Annotated in this window: 21 protein-coding genes and 1 riboswitch; of the genes, 6 read left to right on the forward strand and 15 right to left on the reverse strand. The window is 39.1% G+C overall.

The window, feature by feature from the left end; all coding sequences use genetic code 11:
* Positions 1 to 75 precede the first annotated feature (75 nt).
* Positions 76 to 288, forward strand: a complete 213-nt coding sequence (gene sspI / locus AC1TO4_RS08590) for a small acid-soluble spore protein SspI (RefSeq protein ID WP_482099723.1) — start codon at positions 76 to 78, stop codon at positions 286 to 288.
* A gap of 236 nt (positions 289 to 524) precedes the next feature.
* Here sspI and argF read toward each other — a convergent pair whose 3' ends face one another.
* From argF to AC1TO4_RS08610, 4 genes are all read right to left on the reverse strand, one after another.
* Complete coding sequence (gene argF / locus AC1TO4_RS08595; RefSeq protein ID WP_482105162.1) at positions 525 to 1,481, reverse strand: ornithine carbamoyltransferase; 957 nt, start codon at positions 1,479 to 1,481, stop codon at positions 525 to 527.
* Positions 1,482 to 1,628: 147 nt separating this feature from the next.
* Positions 1,629 to 2,717 carry a M42 family metallopeptidase gene (locus AC1TO4_RS08600; RefSeq protein ID WP_482104989.1) on the reverse strand — a complete coding sequence of 363 codons (1,089 nt, stop codon included), beginning with the start codon at positions 2,715 to 2,717 and terminating at the stop codon, positions 1,629 to 1,631.
* 202 nt (positions 2,718 to 2,919) lie between these two features.
* Positions 2,920 to 3,900 (reverse strand): diaminopimelate dehydrogenase, encoded by a 981-nt coding sequence (locus AC1TO4_RS08605; protein WP_482104990.1) that lies wholly within the window; start codon positions 3,898 to 3,900, stop codon positions 2,920 to 2,922.
* Positions 3,890 to 5,026, reverse strand: coding sequence for a hypothetical protein (locus AC1TO4_RS08610; RefSeq protein ID WP_482099726.1), 1,137 nt, complete (start codon positions 5,024 to 5,026; stop codon positions 3,890 to 3,892). The genes AC1TO4_RS08605 and AC1TO4_RS08610 overlap by 11 nt, the downstream gene beginning before the upstream one ends.
* 163 nt (positions 5,027 to 5,189) lie before the next feature.
* Between AC1TO4_RS08610 and AC1TO4_RS08615 the strand changes: the two genes are divergently transcribed.
* Both AC1TO4_RS08615 and queF read left to right on the forward strand, forming a co-directional pair.
* Entirely contained in the window at positions 5,190 to 6,347 is a 1,158-nt protein-coding gene (locus tag AC1TO4_RS08615; RefSeq protein WP_482104991.1) for an MFS transporter, read from the forward strand.
* A 35-nt stretch (positions 6,348 to 6,382) separates the two neighbouring features.
* Positions 6,383 to 6,426, forward strand: a riboswitch (PreQ1 riboswitch).
* 85 nt (positions 6,427 to 6,511) lie between these two features.
* A complete protein-coding gene (queF, locus tag AC1TO4_RS08620) occupies positions 6,512 to 7,009 on the forward strand; it encodes a preQ(1) synthase (protein WP_482099728.1) in 498 nt (165 codons plus the stop codon).
* Between the two features lie 190 nt (positions 7,010 to 7,199).
* Here the strand turns inward: queF and recQ are convergent, their stop codons facing one another.
* From recQ to trhO, 8 genes are all read right to left on the reverse strand, one after another.
* On the reverse strand, positions 7,200 to 8,969 hold the full coding sequence (gene recQ / locus AC1TO4_RS08625; RefSeq protein ID WP_482105163.1) for a DNA helicase RecQ: 1,770 nt from the start codon (positions 8,967 to 8,969) through the stop codon (positions 7,200 to 7,202).
* Positions 8,970 to 9,073: 104 nt separating this feature from the next.
* Positions 9,074 to 9,490, reverse strand: coding sequence for a hemerythrin domain-containing protein (locus AC1TO4_RS08630; RefSeq protein ID WP_482104992.1), 417 nt, complete (start codon positions 9,488 to 9,490; stop codon positions 9,074 to 9,076).
* Positions 9,491 to 9,569: 79 nt separating this feature from the next.
* Complete coding sequence (locus AC1TO4_RS08635; RefSeq protein ID WP_482099731.1) at positions 9,570 to 10,589, reverse strand: S66 family peptidase; 1,020 nt, start codon at positions 10,587 to 10,589, stop codon at positions 9,570 to 9,572.
* 385 nt (positions 10,590 to 10,974) lie between these two features.
* Positions 10,975 to 12,378, reverse strand: coding sequence for a SpoVR family protein (locus tag AC1TO4_RS08640; RefSeq protein WP_482104993.1), 1,404 nt, complete (start codon positions 12,376 to 12,378; stop codon positions 10,975 to 10,977).
* Positions 12,375 to 13,541, reverse strand: coding sequence for a sporulation protein YhbH (gene yhbH / locus AC1TO4_RS08645; protein WP_482105164.1), 1,167 nt, complete (start codon positions 13,539 to 13,541; stop codon positions 12,375 to 12,377). Before yhbH ends, AC1TO4_RS08640 begins: the two co-directional genes overlap by 4 nt.
* 93 nt (positions 13,542 to 13,634) lie before the next feature.
* On the reverse strand, positions 13,635 to 15,530 hold the full coding sequence (locus AC1TO4_RS08650; RefSeq protein WP_482099733.1) for a PrkA family serine protein kinase: 1,896 nt from the start codon (positions 15,528 to 15,530) through the stop codon (positions 13,635 to 13,637).
* Positions 15,531 to 15,627: 97 nt separating this feature from the next.
* On the reverse strand, positions 15,628 to 16,482 hold the full coding sequence (locus tag AC1TO4_RS08655) for a DUF368 domain-containing protein (protein ID WP_482104994.1): 855 nt from the start codon (positions 16,480 to 16,482) through the stop codon (positions 15,628 to 15,630).
* Positions 16,483 to 16,745: 263 nt separating this feature from the next.
* Positions 16,746 to 17,720, reverse strand: a complete 975-nt coding sequence (trhO, locus tag AC1TO4_RS08660) for an oxygen-dependent tRNA uridine(34) hydroxylase TrhO (protein ID WP_482104995.1) — start codon at positions 17,718 to 17,720, stop codon at positions 16,746 to 16,748.
* Between the two features lie 1,269 nt (positions 17,721 to 18,989).
* On the opposite strand from trhO, the gene AC1TO4_RS08665 reads away from it, so the two are divergent.
* The 3 genes from AC1TO4_RS08665 to AC1TO4_RS08675 all read left to right on the forward strand — a co-directional run bounded on the left by AC1TO4_RS08665 (position 18,990) and on the right by AC1TO4_RS08675 (position 21,531).
* Positions 18,990 to 19,919 (forward strand): polysaccharide deacetylase family protein, encoded by a 930-nt coding sequence (locus tag AC1TO4_RS08665; protein WP_482104996.1) that lies wholly within the window; start codon positions 18,990 to 18,992, stop codon positions 19,917 to 19,919.
* A gap of 119 nt (positions 19,920 to 20,038) precedes the next feature.
* The gene (locus AC1TO4_RS08670) at positions 20,039 to 20,422 is read left to right on the forward strand and encodes a GntR family transcriptional regulator (protein WP_482104997.1); all 384 of its coding nucleotides are present in this window, start codon (positions 20,039 to 20,041) and stop codon (positions 20,420 to 20,422) included.
* A 2-nt stretch (positions 20,423 to 20,424) separates the two neighbouring features.
* Complete coding sequence (locus AC1TO4_RS08675) at positions 20,425 to 21,531, forward strand: DUF1648 domain-containing protein (protein ID WP_482104998.1); 1,107 nt, start codon at positions 20,425 to 20,427, stop codon at positions 21,529 to 21,531.
* A gap of 186 nt (positions 21,532 to 21,717) precedes the next feature.
* Here the strand turns inward: AC1TO4_RS08675 and AC1TO4_RS08680 are convergent, their stop codons facing one another.
* From AC1TO4_RS08680 to AC1TO4_RS08690, 3 genes are all read right to left on the reverse strand, one after another.
* On the reverse strand, positions 21,718 to 22,143 hold the full coding sequence (locus tag AC1TO4_RS08680) for an SRPBCC family protein (RefSeq protein WP_482104999.1): 426 nt from the start codon (positions 22,141 to 22,143) through the stop codon (positions 21,718 to 21,720).
* Positions 22,144 to 22,224: 81 nt separating this feature from the next.
* Positions 22,225 to 22,842: a nicotinate (nicotinamide) nucleotide adenylyltransferase gene (gene nadD / locus AC1TO4_RS08685; RefSeq protein ID WP_482105000.1), complete on the reverse strand. Its 618-nt coding sequence runs from the start codon at positions 22,840 to 22,842 to the stop codon at positions 22,225 to 22,227.
* Between the two features lie 64 nt (positions 22,843 to 22,906).
* On the reverse strand, positions 22,907 to 23,455 hold the full coding sequence (locus AC1TO4_RS08690) for a cysteine hydrolase family protein (protein WP_482105001.1): 549 nt from the start codon (positions 23,453 to 23,455) through the stop codon (positions 22,907 to 22,909).
* Positions 23,456 to 23,460: the final 5 nt, after the last annotated feature.

Consider the following 23,460-nt stretch of genomic DNA (forward strand, 5'->3'; position numbering starts at 1 on the left):
TTTTCTTTTCAGTGTAACAAATGACGGTATAGTTGGCGATATTTGTGTCCAAAATGAGTGTGGGAGGTTGATAAAATGGATTTTCAAATAAGAGATGCGATTACGGCAAACATGACGAATAATACAGCGGATGATATCCGTAACGTTGTGGAAGATGCCATCAAGCGAGGTGAAGAACACCTGTTACCAGGCCTTGGGGTGTTTTTTGAAAAGCTGTGGAATAGTTCAGGTGAACAGGAAAAAACAAAGATGGCCGGAGAACTAGCACAAGTATTTTCGGCAAGTTAAACTTTGTAAAAACTTCGTGTACAACTGTCACCCGCACAATTTTCTAGGATGGCATTTGGATAAACATAAAGCCGCTCATTCATTGAGCGGCTTTAGTATTTTAAAACTAGAAATTTCACCAAATCCTTCACGGAATAATTTCATTTATTGATCAAACATATTTTCAGTTTACCATTAATTTTGAATGAATCAGCAAAAAAGCCCAGACAACAAACCTGGGCTTTTAAGGTATTTAATTATAACAAAGATGCAAGTACCGCTTTTTGTGCATGCAATCGGTTCCCTGCTTGTTGGAAAACATATGAATTTGGACCATCGATAACAGAAGTCGCTACTTCTTCTTCACGGTGAGCAGGTAGGCAGTGCAAGAACATGTAATCCTTTTTCGCATGAGCCACCAAACTGTCGTTTATTTGAAACTCTTTGAATGCTTCGAGACGTGCGGCCGCTTCTTCTTCTTGCCCCATACTCGTCCAGACGTCAGTATAAACAACATCTGCATCTGTAACAGCCTCAACAGGATTCGTCGTTTCAAAAACACTTCCACCATTTTTTACAGCAATAGCTTGTGCTTTCACTAAAAGATTCGGATTGTATTCAAATCCTTTTGGTGTTGCGACAGCTACATGCATACCCATATGTGCTGCGGCAATGACCAGGGAATGTGCTACATTATTTCCATCCCCAATGTATGCTAACTTCATTCCCTCTAATGACCCTTTCACTTCCAAAACCGTTAGTAAATCTGCTAATGCCTGACATGGATGAAAAATATCCGTCAAGCCATTGATAACTGGAACCGAAGTATGTTGTGCCAATTCTTTCACCATTTCATGTGAGTTCGCACGAATCATGACGCCATCTAAATACTCAGACAGTACATGACCAGTATCATAAACCGATTCCCCACGCCCTATTTGCAAGTCGCGTGCATTCATGAATATCGCATGCCCACCTAGCTGGATCATTCCCACTTCGAATGAAATACGTGTGCGCGTTGAATGCTTCTCAAAAATCATACCGAGTGTTTTTCCCGCCAATAAATTTGGCATCTTGCCAGCTGCCATCTCTTTTTTCATAGTATCCGCTTTATATAATAGATACGCTACCTCATCACGCGTATAGTCCAGTAGTGTCAATAGATCTTTCCCTTTTAATCCTGCCAATATTTTAGTTTCGTCCAAGTCAATCATCACCACTTCTTCATCCCCTATCGTTTATTTCAATTGGTATCTCTGATTATATGTATGCATAATTATAAAGTCAAGTGTATCTTTATAGATGTTCATGAATAAAAAAGGCTTAAGCCATTTTACTGGCCTAAGCACACCTTTTAAATTTTATTCGAAAGTGATTTTATTTACAGTATCGCGGTCTAATTTCTTTATAACTGCGACAATCAGTTTCACCGTGTTTTCATAATCGTCTCGGTGTAGAATGCCCGCATGCGAATGAATATATCTTGTTGGTATACAAATCGCAAGTGATGGTACACCCTTTCCAGAAAGATGTATTGAACCCGCGTCCGTCCCACCACCTGGAATTGTTTCGAACTGATATGGAATACCATTTTCTTCAGCGGTATCGACTACTAGCTCACGCAATCCTTTATGTGAAACCATTGAAGCATCGAATAATAAAATTTGTGGACCATCGCCCATTTTTCCCGTCGCTTCTTTTGAAGTGACACCTGGCGTATCGCCAGCGATTCCTACATCAACTGCAAAACCGATATCCGGTTGAATTTTCGTTGCCGCCGTTCGTGCACCCCGCAGCCCAATTTCTTCTTGTGCAGCCCCGACGCCAAAAACGATATTCGGGTGTTTTTCGCCTTTAAGCGCTTTCATAACATCGATAGCGATTGCGCAGCCGATACGGTTATCCCATGCTTTTGCAAGGAGGTATTTGTCATTTTTCATCACTGTGAATTCAAAATAAGGCACTACCATATCTCCGGGCAGAATACCCCATTCCATTGCTTCTTCCTTTGAAGTTGCTCCGACGTCAATGAACATATCTTTAATATCGACAGGTTTTTTACGTGCTTCCGGTGATAATATATGCGGAGGTTTTGATCCTATAACACCTGTAATTGTATCGCCTTTGCGTGTAACGATTGTCACGCGCTGCGCAAGCATCACTTGTGACCACCAGCCTCCAACGGTTTGAAACGACAGGAAGCCTCTATCATCTATTTTAGATATCATGAATCCGACTTCATCAAGGTGACCAGCAAGCATGATTTTAGGTCCATTTTCTTCGCCCGTTTTCTTCGCAATCAAAGATCCGAGTCCATCCTGTTCGATTTCATCCGCAAATGGCGTTATGTACTTTTTCATCACTTCACGGGGTTCACGTTCATTTCCTGGAATCCCTTTAGCATCCGTTAACTCTTTTAGCATCGCTAATGTATCGTCTAATTTTGTCAATTACTTCGCCCTCCTAAATATGTCCCTATGAGTAGTATATGCGAAAAGTGAAGTGTTATCAAAAAACTAGGTTTTAATATATCCTTAAACAAAAATACCCCCCAACCAAAAGTTAGATTGAGGAATTTTAGTTTACATCAACTATCAAAAGTTCATTTTTTGGACGTGTATATAGTGAATTTCCTAGGTGGCTCTAGTGCTATTATAATAACTCTTTACGCAAATCGGCAGCGCTTTTTGGTGATAGTAAACCAGGTGCAATATCAAATACTGTTTTTGCGCCTGTTTCACCTTTCTCATTCAACCTGTAAGCTGCGCGTGCGTATGCAACGAGTACACTTGAAGTAAATTCGGGATTGCTACCCAGTTTTAGTGAATACTCCATTACTTGTGTATTGCCAACACCTGTCTTACCGCTACGAATTACAAAACCGCCGTGTGGCATTGCCGAGTGGTCCTGTTTCAATTCTTCTTCAGTGATAAAGGTAACAGTCGTATCGTAATCAGAGAAGTAGTCTGGCATTGTTACAATCGTGTTTCGCACTTCTTCAGCGTCAACGCCTTGTTCCAAGACCACATAGCATTCACGCGTATGTTTCTCACGCGTCGACAATTCTGGTAACGAACCATCCCGCACTCGATCGACTGCATCTGAATCAGGAATCGTATATTGAACAGCACCTTTTACACCATCAATTCTTCTGAGTGCGTCGGAATGTCCTTGACTTAACCCTTTGCCCCAAAATGTATACGTTTCTCCTTCTGATAATACTGCTTCACCGAACAAACGATTGATGGAAAATAAACCCGGATCCCATCCGACGGAAATGATCGCGGTCTTACCATTCGGTTTAGCCGTTGCATCAACCGATTCAAAGTATCCTGGAATTTTTGCATGCGTATCAAAACTATCGACAGTATTGAAGAGAGCAGAAAGAGCTGGTCCTTGTTCCGGTAAATCATTTTTTGATCCTCCGCAAAGAATTAGGACATCAATATCTTCTGTATAATTTTGGATGTCAGACATCATATGAACAGGTATATTGCCATTCAGCAGTTTAACGTCCTCTGGCTTCCTCCTTGTAAATACGCTTATCAGTTCCATATCGTTGTTTTGAGCAATCGCGTATTCAACACCGCGGCCTAAATTTCCATAACCTGCAATTCCGACTCTAATTGTCATCGTTTTTATTCCCCTTTCGATCTAATGCTTTCAATTTCAGCAATTTACTATATAAGTTTATCTCTTTATTCGTCATCTTTCTATATAACTCATCTGCTTTTGCTAAAAAACATTCATCAATCAAGACAAATCCATATCCAGTGCCGCTTTGTCTAATCAAAGGAAGTGCTTCATACTTTAATGGATATCCGCCATCTTCTCTTAAGAACCCTTTTAATGATTTCATATATTTCATAATGGCACTATGAAGTTTTTCATTTCTATGCATCGGTTCTGATGATGTAAAGACGAATGTCGTTGATTCGCCATATGGACTGCTTCCTTCTGAATTCGCTGCATGTTCTGCAACCCATCCTGTAAAACGGCCATTGTCGGCCAATTGAATGATTTTATCAAAAACCGTACTTAAAATTTCATTTATCATAAAAGACAAGTCTGGTTCTTCTTCTATCAACTTTTCATTATCAAAGTGCATGACCCATCCTGCAGTCGTCATTTCACGATCCAAAACTGTTTCAATTTCAATATACGGACCCGGATTTCGTGACTCGTCATGGTACAGTTCTGCAAGAGTGATTTGCATATCATTCTGCACGGACTCCGGAATAGTCATAAGCATTTGCTTGTCTATCGTCACTAAATCATTTACTACTCTTCCAAAATAAAACGGAATTTCTTTCTGTATGCTTATCAATGCTGAAGCCAATCTAGACTTTTCATCGTCAGCACGAATATTTAGTTTAAATGGAATCGTCACCACATGACCAACGCTAGTCCAAATAACTGCTTCCATAAAAATCGCTTCGATGGATGAATACGCATGCTTCACTACAATTCCCGCTTTAACGACAGAATCCGCCTCAAAGTGATTTGTTTGAATAAATATTTCAATTGAAGTATCAGATGCAATATGTGCAATTACTGGTGATCCTAAATTGAATGATTGGTGAACATTCATATATTCAGGTTTATTCAAATCGGCAACTTGGCGTTCTGACAAATCCCTAGCGTAAAAAGGCTCGTAGTAATCCTCCAATTCCAGTTCAACAAAAATATACTGTTTTTCAATTTGCGCTTCATTCTTTGTATTATCTTGTTTGCTGAAAAGTTTTTTAAGGAAACTCATTCATTTCTCACCTCTTTTTCTATCAGATCTAAGCGTAATCTTATCGCTACAGTTCGTATAATGGCAAACCAAATGGATTGTTCACAATCTATCCTTTTCCCCTTAGCTCAAACTAATGCTAAAATATAGAACGGTATCTATATAATTGAAAAGAGGCTGCATTATGCGTGGGTTTGTTTACCTCATTGTATTTTTCTCGTTTTTCGACTTATTTTCACAACTTCCCGTTATGAGTCCATTTGCATTATCACTTGGTGCTACGCCATTCCTGGTAGGACTTGCGGTAGGTATCTATTCATTTTCTAACACAATCGGGAATGTCATTTCAGGTTTCATGACCGACAAACGAGGTCCATTCCTCATACTAGTACTCGGACTTTTTGCGACGGCGATTTCTCTCTTCCTCTACGCGTTTGTTTCTGGGCCGATGTCACTGCTCGGGGTGCGATTCGTTCATGGTTTTATGGAAGGACTAATTGTTCCCGCAGCCTTCACTTTCCTAGCAAATCGTGCAGAAGGTTCAAAACGTGGTAAAAGTGTTGCAATTTCGGGTGCATTCGTTGGAATGGCCGCAATTTTAGGACCTGCATACGGCGGTATTGTTGCTGCGAAAACAAGCACCTCATTCATTATGGCGGTCAACGGCGGGATTATGCTGTTGTTAGCAATACTAGCATTCTTTGTTCTTCGTTCTTATACATATGTACGAAAACAACCTTCACAAGGTGCTGGTGAATTCCAGGTTATTAATCTGTTCCAGCATCCCGGAATGGTCAGAGCTTTTGCTGGGGCATTCTTTTTAATGTTTTCACAAGGTGTACTAGCTCTTGTTTTACCGTTAAAAGTAGCTTCGCTCGGATTCGATACGAAAACGACGGGGTTATTATTAAGTACATTCGGCGTGGTTGCAATTCTAATCTTTTTATTGCCCATTAATCGAGTTTTTGACCGCGTACGACCGGTTGTGACGCTAGCATTCGGAATTGCACTCATGGGATTGAGTATGTTGTTCCTAAGCCAAATGGAAGAATTGAATTACTTGTATGTCGCAATGGGTATTTACGGAGCGGGATTTGCTTTCCTATTCCCATCGATCAACTCACTGCTAATCGATTCTTCGTCTGCTGAATTCCGTGGAAAAGCTTATGGTTATTTCTATGCATTCTTCTCAATAGGCGTTGTTGCTGGTTCGGGACTTATCGGCTTCCTCGACCTAGAATATCGAGGAGCATTCATGCTGACTGGTTTCCTCCTGCTGGCAGTTGCTCTGTATGCGTTAATTGGCTTAACAAAAAGAGAAGCTATTGACAAATCAGAGTAGGTCGTTTAATGTCAGATACGAAATGAATACCCTGTTCGGGAGAGGTTCATAGCGACCCTCTTAAAAAAACTATGGATAACGGAATTTAAGTCATGTGCATTCGATATGGCTCTTTTTTCCGGCGCCTATGGACCTCCCTGACAAATTTATGGGAGGTTTTTTAATTGGCTGGAAGAGATGAGGCAACACTGACCGACTTAACTTTACTCGGTAATCAAAACACAAAATACGTGTATGAATACAACCCTGACGTTTTAGAGTCAGTCGACAACATGCATATCAATCGTGATTATTTCGTGAAATTTAATTGTCCTGAATTCACTTCACTTTGCCCAATGACCGGGCAACCCGATTTTGCAACGATGTATATCAGTTTCATGCCAGACAAAAAGCTAGTAGAGAGTAAAGCACTTAAATTGTATCTCTTCAGTTTCCGCAATCATGGCGATTTCCATGAAGACTGTGTCAATATCATTATGAATGATTTAATCAAACTGATTGAACCACGTTACATCGAAGTATGGGGTAAGTTCACACCACGCGGCGGATTATCAATAGACCCTTATTGTAACTATGGTAAACCCGGCACGAAATATGAAAAAATGGCAGAACACCGGATGATGAATCATGATATGTATCCGGAAAAAGTAGATAACCGTTAAAATATTTAGCTTAAAGTAGTAAACGCTACCCCAATTGCTATGTGGATTTAAATTGTTGTCACCCGTTATTGATGAGCGGTTGGACTGTCCTTAACATCATTGAAGATAAATCAATTGTCTATTCAGAAGAATAAAGAGGCAGGTACTATCCCATTTTGGAATAGTACCTGCCTCTTTTTTTCAAAGTTCATCAAGCATTTTGCATTTGATAATTCTTGATTTCTTCCATGAACGGATCACCGTATCGTTCCAATTTTGCAAGTCCTACACCGTTTACTTCTAGGAACGCATCATTCGTGATTGGCATTCTTGCTGCCATGTCCCGTAATGTTTTATCGGAAAAGACAACGAACGGTGGTACACCGGCTTCTTGAGCCAGTTTCATACGAAGTGCACGGAGCTGATCGAATAACGGATCATCATTTGCGACTTGCATAGTAACAACAGAAACTTTGCGATGTACTGTCACCTTGCCTGTCAGTACATCTTTTCCTGCTTCACTAACATAAATGGTCGGAAATTGCCCATTTTCCACGCCAAGATAACTTTCCGAAATTATAAACTCTATGAAATCAGAAATGTCTTTAGCGCTGCGTCCCTTCATCAAACCATAGGTCGTTAATTTATCGAAACCGAATTCAATCACTTTCTTGTTCCGTGATCCGGTTAATACTTGCGCAATCATAGACTTACCAAATCGTTGGCCCATTCGAATGACGCATGACAATACTTTTTGAACATCTTCCGTGACGTCTGTACTTTCACGAGTGTCAGTGCAATTGGCACATCTTCCACAATCCACTACATCCGTCTCTCCGAAATACAAGATAATGAACTTTTGTAGACAAGTTTCCGTATGGCAATAATCAATCATGGACTGTAATTTCTCCAGCTCAGCGGGAATTCTGCTTTGGTCTTGCGATTGGTCAATTAAGAAACGTTGTGTTTGCACATCCTGCGATGAAAAGAGCACCGTACATGCACTATCGAGCCCATCACGGCCTGCACGGCCTGCCTCCTGATAATAACTCTCCATGTTTTTCGGCATTTGGTAATGAATAACGTAACGAATATTGGACTTGTCAATTCCCATTCCAAATGCATTCGTCGCTACCATAACAGCGGCTTCGTCATTTAAAAAGCGGTCTTGGCCGGATTGGCGTTCAATATCCCCAAGTCCAGCATGGTATTTTGCGACTTTCACTCCACTTCTTTGTAGAAAGTCATGCACTGAATCGACCGCTTTACGAGTCGCGGCATAGATGATACCCGCTTCCCCTTCATTTTTCCGAACATATTCTTTTACGAATTTCTCACGGTCTTGCCCTTTAACAACGGAAAAAGTTAGATTTGCTCGTTCAAAACCAGTCATTACTGTATTATTTTCACTAATTCCGAGCTGCTTGCAAATATCTTCCCGAACTGCCGGCGTAGCAGTAGCTGTTAAAGCAAGTAGAACCGGTTTTTTATCAAACAAAGAAACGATGCTACTAATATTTCGATAACTAGGTCGGAAATCGTGACCCCATTGTGAAATACAATGCGCTTCGTCGATGGCAACCATCGGAATTTTCATCAAACGCAACTGATTTTTAAAAGAGGGAGAGTCAAGACGTTCTGGTGCCACATAAAGAAGCTGATATTCACCCTGCACAGCTCTTTCCATCGTATCAAAGTATTCCTCCGATGACATCGAACTGTTGATGTATGCTGCCGGAATCCCAACTTGATGGAGCGCGTCAACCTGGTCTTTCATCAATGAGATTAGTGGTGAAATAACGAGGACAGTACCATCCATCACAAGTGCGGGAACCTGATAACAAACAGACTTACCGCCGCCAGTCGGCATAACACAAAGCATATCTTGATAATCCATAACACCACGGATTACTTGCTCTTGTCCTATCCTGAAAGAAGGGTATCCGAAATACGTTGTTAATATCTTTAATGCTTTTTCGATTTTTACCGTCTCCTTCCAATATATGTCGATATTAAAATGGCCTTAGTCAGAAACTGGGGACTAGACGAAGAAAAAAGCACCGGGTAATGGTGCTTTTTGTAGGTTTAGTTTTCAAAAAGCATACGTTCCTCGTCGCGGCTATGTATTTCATTGACGACAATCAAAGCGTGAAAATTGTGTAGTACAGCAGGGCTTAAATTTTCTTCTTCGCGCAATTGCTCAATGTCTTTCACAATAATTCGCAGTAAATCATGATCCCGTGTCAATTGAATAACTGCGTCCTTTAAGTCCGGGTTGCGTTCAGCAACTTCTCCGTAAAATCCTTGTTCTTCCGCATCCGCATGACTAATCACACGTGTCTTCCAATATTCAATCAAGTCATCTGCCGCTTGATTCGCTAATTCAAGATCTCCCTGTTTTAAGAAATCCATCATACCCTCTGTTTTACCGATTGCTCCTGAAAGTCCACCTTCATCTATCGCGCGGTGAGAGTGAAGTTGTTTGAGTGCAGGTCCAGCCATTTCAATCATCCTTTCATCTCGAGCATTTCTTTAAGAATACCAGATTTGAAGGCATAATGGAATGATTGCCAGGTTATCATTAGATCAATTTCGTTTTCAACACAGCTTTGCCTTCTGCCACTTCGATTTCTGCGTATGCGCCGTTGACAAATGTCATTTGAGGAGGCACATGTCCGATATCTGCATTGTAAACGATTGGAATACCTGTCAGCTTGGACAGTCTTTCCATTGCATCTACATCACTAAACCCACCTTGGGCGATTCCTGCCGCTGTCCTGCCGAATAGGATGCCTGCAGTATTATCCAACCAGCCTGCATTATGCATTTGAAGAATAGATCTATAGAAATCGGAAGCATCCAATTCACAATTCTCAAGCGCCCATACAATTTGATCATTCGCAACATATTTTTCCCGGAATGTTTTTACGTCCCCAAATGGCGTTCCAATAAGATGACGGATTGTGTCAATACAGCCAGCTAATAGTCGTCCTTCAAACCGAACAGGATGATCTCCTATCGTTTCCCATGCTGTCTCCATATCCAATTTAAAGACATAAGGATCTGGTGTTGCAAAATGCTGCCATTCTGATTGGAACTTTTCAGATGAATGCTGAATAATTGTATCCCCAGCGGATGCCTTAAGCACTTCCAGGAATTTCGAAGTAACTGGGTCCCATTCATCACTCCTTAAATCAACAAAATTTGTTCCATGAACTGTAGCGATGCCAGTTAATAGTGTAATCGTCAACAGCAATGTACTAGTATCCGAGTAACCCATTGCCCATTTCGGCTTCAATTCTTCGTAATTTATAAGCGGAAGAATTTCAGACAAAAAGTGGCCGCCCCATGGAGGGATAACCGCATTTATATTATCATCCGTCATCATATCTAGAAATTCCTTAACACGTATTTCTTTCGGTGCTGAAGTCAGTTTTTCATTCGTCCAGACAGTCTCCCCAAGGAGTACGGTGTATCCCCTTTTCTCAAATTGATGGGCGGCTTTTCTCAGCAGATGATGCAACTCACTTTCAACACCTGATGAAGTCGCGGTGACTCCGATTGTTTGGCCGATGCCTATTGGTTCAGGATAACGAATCATGGTCATTTCCCCTACTTTCAATGATCTTTTTATAATCGAGTCAATTTCATAATTGCTTATTTCGATTAAAAACCCTAACATTAACGAAATTTCATTATCGATTATTCTTTTGCATAGATAAGTTCCGTTGATTGTAACGGAATGCGGCGACTCCAGCGGGAACAGCGCGAGCTGAAAGCCCCGCAGGAACGCAGTGACGAGGAGATTGAAGCCGTGCCCGCGGAAAGCGTCCGCCTGGAGTGTAAATCAAGCTTTTATGATTTTAATACAAAATCCTCTATTATAGAATTGACTCAATCATCCATCTTTTTAATAAATCAGTCAACTATAACTGTGAAATTGAAATATCCCCCGACCGTTAATCCGATTGAGGGATAAACTATTATTATACATACCTCCGATAGACCTTATTCCGATCAAATGAATACACAACTTGTAAATTCTCTACATATGTTTCTAAATGAACAATCCGTCCCCACAATTGATAAATATAAGGGAGTACGTTTTCCAAATACTTTAAATCTAGTTCTGTACCTTCGTATTTATGCACTAAATACAACTCACCGTTTCGCAAGTAGTCACCATTCTCGACGACAATGAATGGAAACCCACCATTTACCCGCATAGAGACTAATTGGTTTCTGACATCTTCATAATCCTTGTTTGTAATTTCATAATTGCTTCCTTTTTTTTCAAAGAGATATAAGTCTTCCTTCTGTACCAACTCTTTTGTGACATAATTCCGGATAAATGATATATCAGATTCGACTTCCCTTACTTCAAAGATTTTCTCTCTACCGGAGTTTGGTCGAACGCCGAAACTCCTCATTTTTTCTGTTGGATGATTATATCTTTTTTCAATGTCTTCATATATCTTCAATCCCAGATAGTAGGGATTGATTGTTGTTTTAGAGGGTTGAATAACATTGGCGTTTAGTGTAGCAAACTCAATTGTCTCATCTGTCGATAAATCCATTTCCCTTAGAATCTTCTGATGCCAAAATGATGCCCATCCTTCGTTCATAATTTTAGTTTCAAGTTGCGGCCAAAAATAGAGCATTTCTTCTCGCATCATTGTTAATATATCGCGTTGCCATTCCTCTAGTTCACGGCTATATTGCAAAATAAAAAGCAAGAGATCCTTTTCTTGATTTATAGGTGTTTTCTCCCCTACTTTAGCTGCTTTTTTGACAATTGGTTTTTGATCTATATTCCATAAATCATCATATGGTGTTTTGCGAATGATTTCTTCATCATCATCCAAGTTTTGTTCATCATCCCGACGTTGAGGTCTTAAGATAGATGGATCAATATGTTCTTGAATAGCCAGGACTGCATCTAAAAAGCGTTCAACTTCTTCTTTACCATAAACCATTTCATAATTTGCAATTCGTTCTGCTGTTGCTGTCATACTCTCTACCATATCTCTTCTCGTATTTGAAAAACGGACATTGTTTTTGAAAAAATCACAATGGGCAAGTACATGAGCAACAATTAACTTATTCTGTATCAGGCTGTTCGTATCAAGTAGAAACGCATAACATGGATTTGAATTAATGACTAATTCATAAATTTGACTTAAGCCAAGGTCATATTGCAGTTTCATCTTATGAAATTGCTTTCCAAAACTCCAATGGGTAAAACGCGTAGGCATTCCATATGCACCAAATGTGTAAATAATATCAGCAGGACATATTTCATAACGCATGGGGTAAAAATCAAGGCCAAAACCAGTTGCAATTTCCGTAATTTCGTCAATTGCCCGATGAAGCGCTTTTATTTCCGTCAATCGAATCCCTCCAAGTTTTTATGGAAGAAACTTTTTAGTGCAAAGTAGACATCCCGTTTTTCTTTCAAAATATAATGACGGAATTTCGGATCATCGATTTTTTTAAAAGAAGACATCATTGTTGAAAAACGGTTATAAGCATTCACTTCACCGTACCCAAACATATTGGATACAGCCATCAGTTCTTGAACGAGTTTTATGCATTTATCATTGTCAGATGACATATTCTCTCCGTCAGAAAAATGAAAAGGAAAAATATTATAACGTGCTGGATTATATTTTTGTTCAATTAACTCAAGCGCTTTTATATACGCGGAAGAACAGATGGTTCCCCCACTCTCCCCTTTTGAAAAAAAGTCTTCTTCTGTAACCACTTTCGCCTCTGTATGATGCGCAATGAATTCAAATTCAACAGTTTCATATTTCGATCTTAAAAAATTGGCCATCCAAAAGAAGAAACTTCTTGCCATTGTTTTTTCAAAGTTACCCATTGATGCACTTGTATCCATCATTGCAAGTACAACTGCTTTGGACTCAGGTTTTTTGACATCATCCCAAGTCTTAAAACGTAAATCATCATTATGAAAAGGAGCTATTTCTGCTTTCCCCTTAATCGCATTCCTTTTGATGGCGGTTAATATCGTTCTTTTCTTATCAATGTTCCCGATAAGTCCCTTTTTACGAATATCATTAAACTCAATTTTTTCTGCTGTATTTTCAGCTTGTTCTTTTTGTTCTAGATTTGGTAATTCCATTTCACTAAATAAAGCATCCTCTAATTCAGCAATTGATACTTCAGCTTCATAATAATCTTGGCCTGCCTGGTCACCTGCTTGTTTCCCCGACCCCGCATCGCTTTTCCCTTTTGATCCATCTTTCGCAATTACATCGCCTACTTGACTATCTCCGTTACCTTGGCCAACATGTTTTGATTTTTCATGATTGTAACGGATTTTGTATTCATCTAGCGAGCGAATTGGTATTTTAATAACATCTTTTCCTTTTGACATGATAATACTTTCTTCACTGATTAAATCTGGTAAATTATTTTGAATGGCTTCCTTTACTTTATCCAAATGACGTTTCTGATCTTGATGCCCTTTTCGGTGGAGAGACCAGTTTTCCTGCGAGACAGCAAAATGTTCATTGTCTTTTTCATTCATCTTCATCCACACCCATCTTTTATACAATGTTTGCTGCTGATTTTAGAAAAGAACAAGACTAATGCTGCATCAGTCTTGTTCTTCTCCCTAAGATTACCGATTAAGCAGACTACCAACATAGCGTAATAATTCATTTGCAGATATAGAATTATATCCATATTCATCAATAAGCCTGGCAATTACTTCATTCACTTTTTTCAGATGCGATTCATCAGGTGTTTTAGATGAAGTCGTGATTTTGACGACATCCTTTAAATCGGCAAATAATTTCTTTTGAATGGCTTCCCGTAAACGTTCATGGGAATTATAGTCAAAACGTTTTCCACTTCTCGCATAGGCAGATAGTCGAATTAGAATTTCTTCTCTAAATGCTTTTTTAGCATTTTCCGATATCCCAATTTGTTCTTCAATGGAACGCATCAGTTTTTCGTCAGGATTCATTTCTTCTCCTGTTAAAAAGTCTCTTAGCTTATTTTTATTGCAGAAAGCCTCCACATTATCAAGATAGTTATCCATTAACGATATCGCGGACTCTTCATAAGAATAAACAAAAGCCTTTTGGACTTCTTTCTTAGCGATTTCATCGAATTCTTTCCGGGCGATAGAAATATAATTCATATATTTATCTCGGTCTTCCCTTGAAATTGAGGCGTGCTGATCTAAACCATCTTTCAATGACCTTAAAACGTCGAGTGCATTAATCGATGTTACTTCTTTACGGATGATTGCCGAGGATATACGGTTAATAACATAGCGCGGATCTATACCGTTCATTCCTTCGTTCGGGAATTCTTTTTTCAGTTCTTCCACGTCAATCTCATTAAACCCTTCTACGTTTTCTCCGTCGTAGAGACGCATTTTTTTTACAACGTCAATTCCCTGCTTTTTGGAATCCTCTAGTCGCGTCAAAACTGAAAATATAGCAGCCACTCTTAATGCATGCGGAGCAATATGAACATGTGTCATATCACTCTCCTTAATCATTTTTTCATAAATGCATTCTTCTTGACTCACTTTCAAATTATAGGGAATCGGCATGACAATAATTCGTGAGTGAAGTGCTTCATTCTTTTTATTGGAAATAAAGGAACGGTACTCTGTTTCGTTTGTATGCGCGACAATCAGTTCGTCAGCACTTATTAAAGCAAATCTACCTGCTTTAAAATTCCCTTCCTGTGTTAACGACAATAAATGCCATAGAAACTTTTCGTCCAGCTTCAACATTTCTTGGAATTCCATCATTCCTCTGTTCGCTTTATTCAGCTCTCCATCAAAACGATAGGCACGTGGATCCGATTCGGAACCAAACTCAGCAATTGTCGAGAAGTCGATACTCCCAGTTAAATCGGCGATATCCTGTGATTTAGGATCTGAAGGTGTAAAGGTTCCAATTCCTACTCGTTTGTCTTCCGAGAAGAAAATGCGTTCCACCAGGACATTTTCGATTTCTCCATCGTATTCTTGTTCTAACCGCATCGCATTCAATGGTGATAAACTGCCTTCAATGCGAACACCATAGCTTTCGAAGAAATCTTTACGCAAATATTGTGGTATCAAATGTAGTGGATCTTCATGCATTGGACAGCCTTTTATGGCATAAACCGCACCCGCATCTGTTTTGGAATAACTCTCCAAACCCCGTTTTAATAATGTAACGATTGTAGATTTCCCCCCACTAACGGGGCCCATTAACAATAATATCCGTTTACGAACCTCTAATCTTTTTGCAGCTGGATGAAAGTATTCTTCCACCAGTCTTTCTATGGACTCTTCAAGTCCAAAAATCTCTTTCCCAAAAAACTGATAAAGTCTATTACCATCTTTTTCAATCAATCCTGAGCTTTTAATCATATTATAAACCCGTGAATGTGCTGTTTGTGCGACTTCTTTTCTTTCTTTCACAATGGCCAAGTAATCTGCGAATGTGCCTTCCCACTTAAGCTTGTTTTCTTCTTCTCGGAAGCTTCTCACTTTGTTTAAGATATCCATCAATTTCCCTCCAGTCAGGGCATGGTTTTATCCATAGTATGCAAAGAAGGGAATTATAATGCCGAACAAAGCGAAAAGTGCCGCATCCAGAAACGATTCAATCCGTTTCAGATGCGGCACTTTTCTTGTAATTGACGTTAGGAACTTTAGTAAGTGAACTGAACATATTCGTAACCATCAGACCTGTATAAAGAGCAATAATACTCAAGACAAACGGTGTTCCACTTTCAGGGATACCTGGATAGATGACGAATAACGAACCAATAATAAGCCCTATAATTACTGCGAATGAAAGATACTTAAAATGCTCCAACAAATAGCTAACAGCTTTACTACTGACGATGAATCCAACCATTACACCTGCACCGAGTACGGCGATAATAGGGAAATTCAAATTCGATAATGCTCCAATTGCTGTCGAGTAGACACCTAAAATTAGTAAGATGAGCGAACCGCTAATACCAGGCAACAACATCGCAATACTCCCCGCCCAACCGGCTAAAAAAAGCCCAATAGTATTTGAAGCTGTCAAGTTTGTAATGGCTGTCGTATCTTGCGGTTTCATAAAGGCAAGTGAAGCTAGTGCAACACCGACAAGTAGAATGAGCAAGAAGTGTTTCCAGGTGAAATTCTTTTTGACACCTGCTTTTTTTGTAATGAAGGGAAGTACACCAAAAACCAGTCCCATAAAGAAAAAGTGTGTGGGTGCAGAGTAATTTACTAATAAATATTCAATCACTCTGCTGAACAGTAAAAGGGTTACTCCAATACCGATGCCTAAAGGCAATAAGAAACCAATATATTTTTTCCAATGGCGGCTAAAAAGGCCACTGATTGACATTAATAATTCATCATAAATCCCTAAGATGAACGAAATCGTTCCCCCGCTCACTCCCGGTATTAAATCGCTGATTCCCAAAAAGAATCCACGATACAAATTTCTCCATTGCATAAATAATGATCCTCCAATATCAATTGAATGCTCTCATTATAACATTATGTTCTTTTAAAAAGTATGGACAGAAATGGCAAAGTAAGCACTATACAATGTTTAGTACTTATTCCCTCTATTGCCATTGAATCCATTCCGTTTAGAGGAATAACCGCTCCTTATTTCTTGCATTGATTTCAGCTGCTTGGATAAATAAGTACACCATTCTTCATCATAACAAAAAATCGCCTAAACAGAATTACAATTGTTTAGGCGATTTTATTTTATAGCGCGTGAGTTTTATTTCGGTGTAATTCGATAGCTTCCATGCGCATGTCATATTCTTCTACGGTCAAGTTATGTTCAACGAAGTAACGGTTGCGCGGATGTGTACGACATTCATCCGTACAACTACGCATATACAAATGCTCGTTTTCTTCGGAACAAATGATTTTCGCGTTACATACAGGGTTCGCACAATTTACATATCGCTCACACGGTGTACCATCGAAATGATCACGGCCTACGATTACATGCTCTACCTGATTGATTGGAACAGCGATACGTTCGTCAAATACATAACATTGTCCGTCCCATAGTTGACCTTGGGCAACAGGGTCTTTTCCGTAAGTGACAATCCCGCCATGCAATTGTCCAACATCCTCGAATCCTTCTCGTACAAGCCAACCGGAAAACTTCTCACAACGAATACCACCTGTGCAATACGTTAGAATTTTTTTCCCTTCGAACTGTTCTTTATTAGTACGAATCCAATTTGGCAAGTCTCGGAAATTTTCGATTTCAGGACGAACCGCACCACGGAAGTGTCCTAGGTCAAACTCATAGTCATTACGTGCATCGATAACAACTGTATCTTCATCTTGCATCTGTTTAAAGAACTCTTCAGGACTTAAATAGTTACCCGTCAATTCATTTGGATCAATATCATCTTCCAAACTCATATTGACAAGTTCTGAACGCTCGCGGACGTGCATTTTTTTAAATGCATGTTCGTCTGCAATGTCAATTTTGAAAGCAATGTCTTTGAATCGTTTATCATTCTGCATCATTTCCATATACCTGTCTGTTTGTTCAACGGTTCCAGAGCATGTACCATTAATTCCTTCATTTCCTGCAAGAATTCGACCTTTCAAGCCGATTTCATTACAAGCTTTCAAATGCTCAATAACAAATGTTTCAGGATCTTCAATCGTTACATATTTATAATATAGAAGAACCCGGAATGTACCTTTTTCCATTTTTTCCAACCACCTTGTTTTTATAATTGCATGTTATAGCAACAACCGGCTCGAATAATTCACAAATAATTGTAAACATACAAAAGCGCACCCGTATTTGCAAAATAAGGGACTGAGATATTATATCACAAGTTAACACGTAAAAAAAGTATTTTTAATGTAAACAAGTTACCTATATATGATAAATAATGGAAATGATTAGAAAGCCCATTAATACTGCTTCTGCGCTTTGCGGATGCCTCCCGCGATAGTCAATGTTAGATATCGCATTTCGTTATCGAGGATTAAATATGTAATTTAGAGTGCCATAAAATGAGAAAATGTGATCAAAAAAATATCCCTGTACAAGGAATGAAATAGATTTCCTCCTAATACCGCTTCGCCGCTTTGTGGATGCCTCCCGCGATAAGCCGGATAGAAGTTCAGGGAGGGATTGAACTATATCTCTCCATCAGTCTTATCGCTCCGGCTACCACGAAGTCGCGCCTGCGCTGGATAAATCTATGTAGGAAAGCACATTTTGTTATCGGGGATAAGACCTGTAGCCTGTAGTGCGTCTTTCTTCAATGAAATTAGTATCATATAGTAATCACATTATAATTTCAGTCTTTACATCTCAAAATAAAAACTTTCCCGATAATGCACACACCAGCGAAAGCGCGGCAAAGGGGTCGCCGAAGCCGTGAGACTGGATGCGAAGCACTAATCCTGGCTCACGGCGAAAGGCATCGAGGGTACTGAAAAAGTTCTTTTTTATAGTAAGAACTAGTTGATTGTAGTGAAGAGCGGCGACTCCAGCGCTAGCGTTGGGAGCACGAGGGAAGGATGCCTTAATTTCTGCAAAGAAAGCAGAAATACGGCCAATCGAACCCTTCGCTGTTCGATTGGCTGAAGCCGTGCCCGCGGAAAGCGTCCGCTCGGAACGGAGATCAACGGCATTGAAGGAAATCGGACTTTTTCAGTGGCTTCAAAGGCATTCCCAAAGCGCGAAGCGTTATACAATCCACACTCAGACCGGCTTACTCTCTCAATAGTAAACACTCCGTCACAGGTGCGGCAAAGGCATTCCCAGAGCGCCGCAGCGCAGTAGAAGGAATTCTTTATTTCATACCATATACAATTTATAAATCCCCTAGATGCTTCCATTTCAATCATGTATACTAGAATAGTATATTAAATGATAAAATCTGACAAAACATCTACTTTTCCCGAAACTATTAAAGAGTTTCATCCGTCTAACTTTCTATACATAGTAAAGGAGTCTTTTCCATGAAAAGAAAGTACCAAAAACTCCGTTCCTGGATCAATGTTACATTTTCAATTATCATCGTTACATTGACTGTGTCTGCCATCTATTTATTTTCCTTGACTACTAAAAATGAAGCTGCCACTCTTCCTGAAAACAAACTTGCTGCAAAACCAACTGAGGTTATTATCGATACAATTGATTCTCACTATGCAGGTATTAAAATAAGTACTGAAACGTCGAATGATCTATATAAGCCGTATGCGATCCAGTATCCACAAAGCTTTCATAGCACATTCAACAATGATATTTCACAATACATAAAAAAAGCTAAACAAAACTATTTGACTACAGATGAGTTAGAAAGTTTAGATCAAGAGCTAGTGACAATCGAATCAGATTCTGAGAGTAAACGGGTTGCCCTCACCTTTGATGATGGACCTGATCCAAAAGTGACAATTCAAATTCTAGATACATTGGATAAATACAATGCCAAAGCAACTTTCTTCATGCTCGGGAGCCAGGTTGAATGCTATCCTGAAATCGCAAAAAAAGTGCAAGAAGCAGGTCATGAACTCGGTAACCATACGTGGAAACATCCTGACTTGACGAAAACGGGAGTCGAAAAAGCACGAAATGAAATCAGTCGTACTTCTTCTATCATTGAGGATGTCACTGGACAAAAAGCGACTGTATTCCGCCCTCCTTATGGTGCGATTAATAAATCAGTCCGCAACCAAACAGATTTACCTGTAATTCTATGGGATATTGATACACTGGACTGGAAACATCGAAATTCGAATTTACTGCTCACACATATCAAAGGTCAAACCAGAAATAGAAGTATAATCCTTATGCACGATATTCACCAATCAACTGCTGATGGACTTGATGCCGTTCTAGCTTATTTGAAGAGCGAAGGATATATATTCGTTAAAACTTCAGAATTATAATTAGGAAGGATTCCCCTGAACTTTTGTTCAGGGATTTTTATTTATCTACCTCTTTGTTCTATACTAAATAGAACAAAGAGGCTATAATTAAATTAAATTAGTTATAAGGAGGGTACCATATGTTCATCCAAATCGAAGCGGATGCGGATAAACCGATATATGCACAATTAGCTTCTCAGCTTATCGAAGCAATTGCACGCGGAACACTTATAGGTGGAGAAACACTCCCCTCTGTACGGACATTAGCCGCCGACCTAGGCATGAATATGCATACTGTCAATAAGGCATACCACGAACTCGAAAAAAAGGGGATAATCCGTATCGTTCCGAAATCTGGAGCTATTGTCAATGAACTCTTGACGAACGATATTAATAAGTTAAACCTTGAGAGAATTACTGAGGAATTCAAACCGATTGTTGCTGAAGCAATCGTGCTCGGGATGAAACCAAAGGACATTAGCAACCTTATTTCATCTATCATTTTAAATATTCAGGAGGTATAAGTATGGTACTACCTTTATTTCTAATCATTATTAGCTTTATTACTATAATGCAGTCTGCTACTCCGTTTTTATTAAAAGCCACTGTTGTGTTTGGCGTAACAGTTCCAGAAGGTTTTACAGACGATTCAACGATTATATCCTATAAAAGAATATATGCAGTTGTTATTTTCATTACAGGTTTCGCTTCACTATTCACTTATTACTATTGGGTAAGTAACAGTAATCTATCAGAAGTAACAATTGTCTTAACAGGATTAGCAGTTCAATTTGGACTCCTCTTTTTGAGTATGGGTCTCTACTTTTACTTTCACGCACAAACAACGCGACTTAAACAAAGAAATCAATGGGGCGCAGATTTGAAACAAATTCGAATCGCTGAATTAGCAATTCGGACGAAAGTCGAGATGCTTCCTTCTTACGTATATGCAGTACCAATGTTAATTACAGTTGGGCTAATCGCCTACACTGCCACACAATACAACAATATGCCCGACCTGATTCCTACACATTGGGGAGCGAACGGTCAAGCCGATACTTTTAGTGAAAAAACACCTTTTTCAGTAATTGCTTTACTTCTTATATTACTAATAATGCAAGCAATGATGGCTGGTATTAATACATTTACAAAACAATCAGGAATCAGATTAAGTGCAGTAAAAAGGAAAAAATCAAAAGTTCAACAATTATCATTTCGAAAATATACCAGTTGGTTTATATACATGATGACTATTCTCATGACTATTCTTTTCGGATTCATTCAACTTGCTACGATTCATGATGGTCTTGGTGATGCTGCACTAATGCTTGCGTTACCACTCGGCTTTCTCTTAATTACCCTTCTAGCGACAGCCATCTATGCATTTAAAGTTGGACAGAGCGGCTCCCGGATTGAAGTAGAATTAGAGGACGAAACGATTACCGGTATTACAGATGTCGATGATGATGAGCATTGGAAATTCGGAATCTTTTATGTGAATCGAAATGACCCTTCCGTTTTTGTAGAGAAAAGATTCGGTATCGGATGGTCGATTAACTTTGGGAATCCAATCGGATATGTAATCATATTCGTTCCCCTACTGCTCATTTTAGCTATCTCCTTTCTTTTGTGATTTAAATTCCTTATTTTTTTCGATTACTATTAATTATTGCAAACAAAAAACGCTGAAAAACTACTTTCAGCGTTTTTTATATTGTTCCAGCACAACAACCAGCAGTAAATGGCCTAAGCTGTTCATAGATTTCGACGTGTCGAATGTGAGATCACTTGAAGAACAATTTCTAAAGATTTCAATCCATTAAAGCTCAATCGCACTTTTCAGTTTCAGAATAAGGCCATCCCATCCACCTGACATACGTGAGCGTACCTCTGCATGTTCCTCGCCAAACTCTGTCTGTTTGCTTTCTTCCCATCCCGCATGGACTAGAGTTACTTCTGTTTGACCGTCTTTTTCTATCAATTCAAACGTGATAACCCACTCCTCACTCCACTTAAAAGATAAACGGTTGGGTGAATTCACTTCAGTTACTTTACATATTGAATTTCCCCATGGACCCGCTTGTAGGATAAACTCTTTGCCTTCAATCGGTTCCATATCATTCGGCATAAACCAGGCACCTATTCCTTCGGATGTTGCGACGTATTTCCAAGCTTTTTCAATAGGAGCATCGATAGTTATGCTCTTTCTTATTTCAGAGAACCGATCATTAATGTTAATTGACATACTAAAAACCTCCTGAATAATAAGTACAACCATTAGGTTCTATATTTAACTATATAAAACCTAATAGTCGCAAGTTTAGAATTAATTCTTATAGAGATCGTGCTCTTTAATATAATGATAGCAAGAATCAGGTAACAGATAACGGGGTTCTCCGTTCATAGAAAATTCATCCCGAATGTAAGTAGAGCTAATTTCCATAGATAGACCTTTATCAAGCAAGTGAAAAGTCTGTCCGTCGTCATTATTTCTTAAGATGGCTGATTTACTGATTGCCTGTAGCATATTTACTCCTTCACGTGCCATTACAATGAATTTATTTTCATTCACAAGTGATTCAGAATGCCCCCATCTACCAGCACCGATATCGACTAGTAAATCCGCTCCCATAACGAAATAAATTTCATCATTTTTATAGAGTTCCTTGAAATAAATAAGTGTTTCATATGTTGTAATTTTCCAGCCCTCTTGTTTCATTTCATAATCATCGGCAATGAATTTATCATTGTTTCGAATTGCCAGTTTAATCATATTCCACCGGTGTTCATCAGCTGTTTTCATTTCTTTGTCTTTTCTTTTATTCGATGAAGGAAGGAATATAACTTTATCCAATTTACAACGGTGAGCAACTGTACTTGCCGTCCACAAATGTACATTCGTAATTGGATCGAAAGACGAACCATAAATACCTATTCTAGCCATATCATTCATCTCCTCAATTCACTCATTTAGCCTTCCCAATATGTTGCAGCCAAGCAGTTGTTTGTTAAATAACCTCTATACCTAAAGTGTTTTGAAAATGCCCTAGTGCCCAGTCATGCCCTGCTGCATTAAAACTTGCAACTCCCTGTTCATGAACAATGATTTTAAACCCTTTGTTGTATGCATCGATCGCTGTGTGAAGAATACAGATATCGGTACAAACGCCCACGAGGTGAACCTCATTGATGCCACGTTCACGTAATTTAATTTCCAAATCTGTCCCTGTAAAAGCAGAGAACCTGGTTTTGTCAATCCATAAAACATGATCTTTGTCTTTAAATTCTTGATAAATATCATTTAATTCACTGTATAGTTCACGTCCCCCTGTACTTATGATGTTATTTGGTGGAAATTGTTTCGTTTCTGGATGATACGGGTCGTTTTCTTTGTGTAAATCGATTGGAAAAACCACCAGCTCTCCAGAATTGATGAATTGCCTTGTTAAACTACAAATATATGGTAATAACTTTTGACCCGATTCACCGCAAGTTAATTTGCCATCGGGTGCAACAAAATCGTTAGTATAATCAATGTTCAGTAATGCTCTTTTCACAAATA

This window comes from Sporosarcina sp. Y838 (genome assembly GCF_056786515.1).

Bases quoted from the DNA above. Each gene is read 5' to 3' on its own strand.
- sspI (WP_482099723.1), top strand. From the start codon at position 76: ATGGATTTTCAAATAAGAGATGCGATTACGGCAAACATGACGAATAAT.
- argF (WP_482105162.1), bottom strand. From the start codon at position 1,481: ATGATTGACTTGGACGAAACTAAAATATTGGCAGGATTAAAAGGGAAA.
- AC1TO4_RS08605 (WP_482104990.1), bottom strand. From the start codon at position 3,900: ATGACAATTAGAGTCGGAATTGCAGGTTATGGAAATTTAGGCCGCGGT.
- AC1TO4_RS08610 (WP_482099726.1), bottom strand. From the start codon at position 5,026: ATGAGTTTCCTTAAAAAACTTTTCAGCAAACAAGATAATACAAAGAAT.
- AC1TO4_RS08615 (WP_482104991.1), top strand. From the start codon at position 5,190: ATGCGTGGGTTTGTTTACCTCATTGTATTTTTCTCGTTTTTCGACTTA.
- AC1TO4_RS08630 (WP_482104992.1), bottom strand. From the start codon at position 9,490: ATGGCTGGACCTGCACTCAAACAACTTCACTCTCACCGCGCGATAGAT.
- AC1TO4_RS08635 (WP_482099731.1), bottom strand. From the start codon at position 10,589: ATGATTCGTTATCCTGAACCAATAGGCATCGGCCAAACAATCGGAGTC.
- yhbH (WP_482105164.1), bottom strand. From the start codon at position 13,541: ATGAATGAAAAAGACAATGAACATTTTGCTGTCTCGCAGGAAAACTGG.
- AC1TO4_RS08650 (WP_482099733.1), bottom strand. From the start codon at position 15,530: ATGGATATCTTAAACAAAGTGAGAAGCTTCCGAGAAGAAGAAAACAAG.
- AC1TO4_RS08655 (WP_482104994.1), bottom strand. From the start codon at position 16,482: ATGCAATGGAGAAATTTGTATCGTGGATTCTTTTTGGGAATCAGCGAT.
- trhO (WP_482104995.1), bottom strand. From the start codon at position 17,720: ATGGAAAAAGGTACATTCCGGGTTCTTCTATATTATAAATATGTAACG.
- AC1TO4_RS08665 (WP_482104996.1), top strand. From the start codon at position 18,990: ATGAAAAGAAAGTACCAAAAACTCCGTTCCTGGATCAATGTTACATTT.
- AC1TO4_RS08670 (WP_482104997.1), top strand. From the start codon at position 20,039: ATGTTCATCCAAATCGAAGCGGATGCGGATAAACCGATATATGCACAA.
- AC1TO4_RS08675 (WP_482104998.1), top strand. From the start codon at position 20,425: ATGGTACTACCTTTATTTCTAATCATTATTAGCTTTATTACTATAATG.
- AC1TO4_RS08680 (WP_482104999.1), bottom strand. From the start codon at position 22,143: ATGTCAATTAACATTAATGATCGGTTCTCTGAAATAAGAAAGAGCATA.
- nadD (WP_482105000.1), bottom strand. From the start codon at position 22,842: ATGGCTAGAATAGGTATTTATGGTTCGTCTTTCGATCCAATTACGAAT.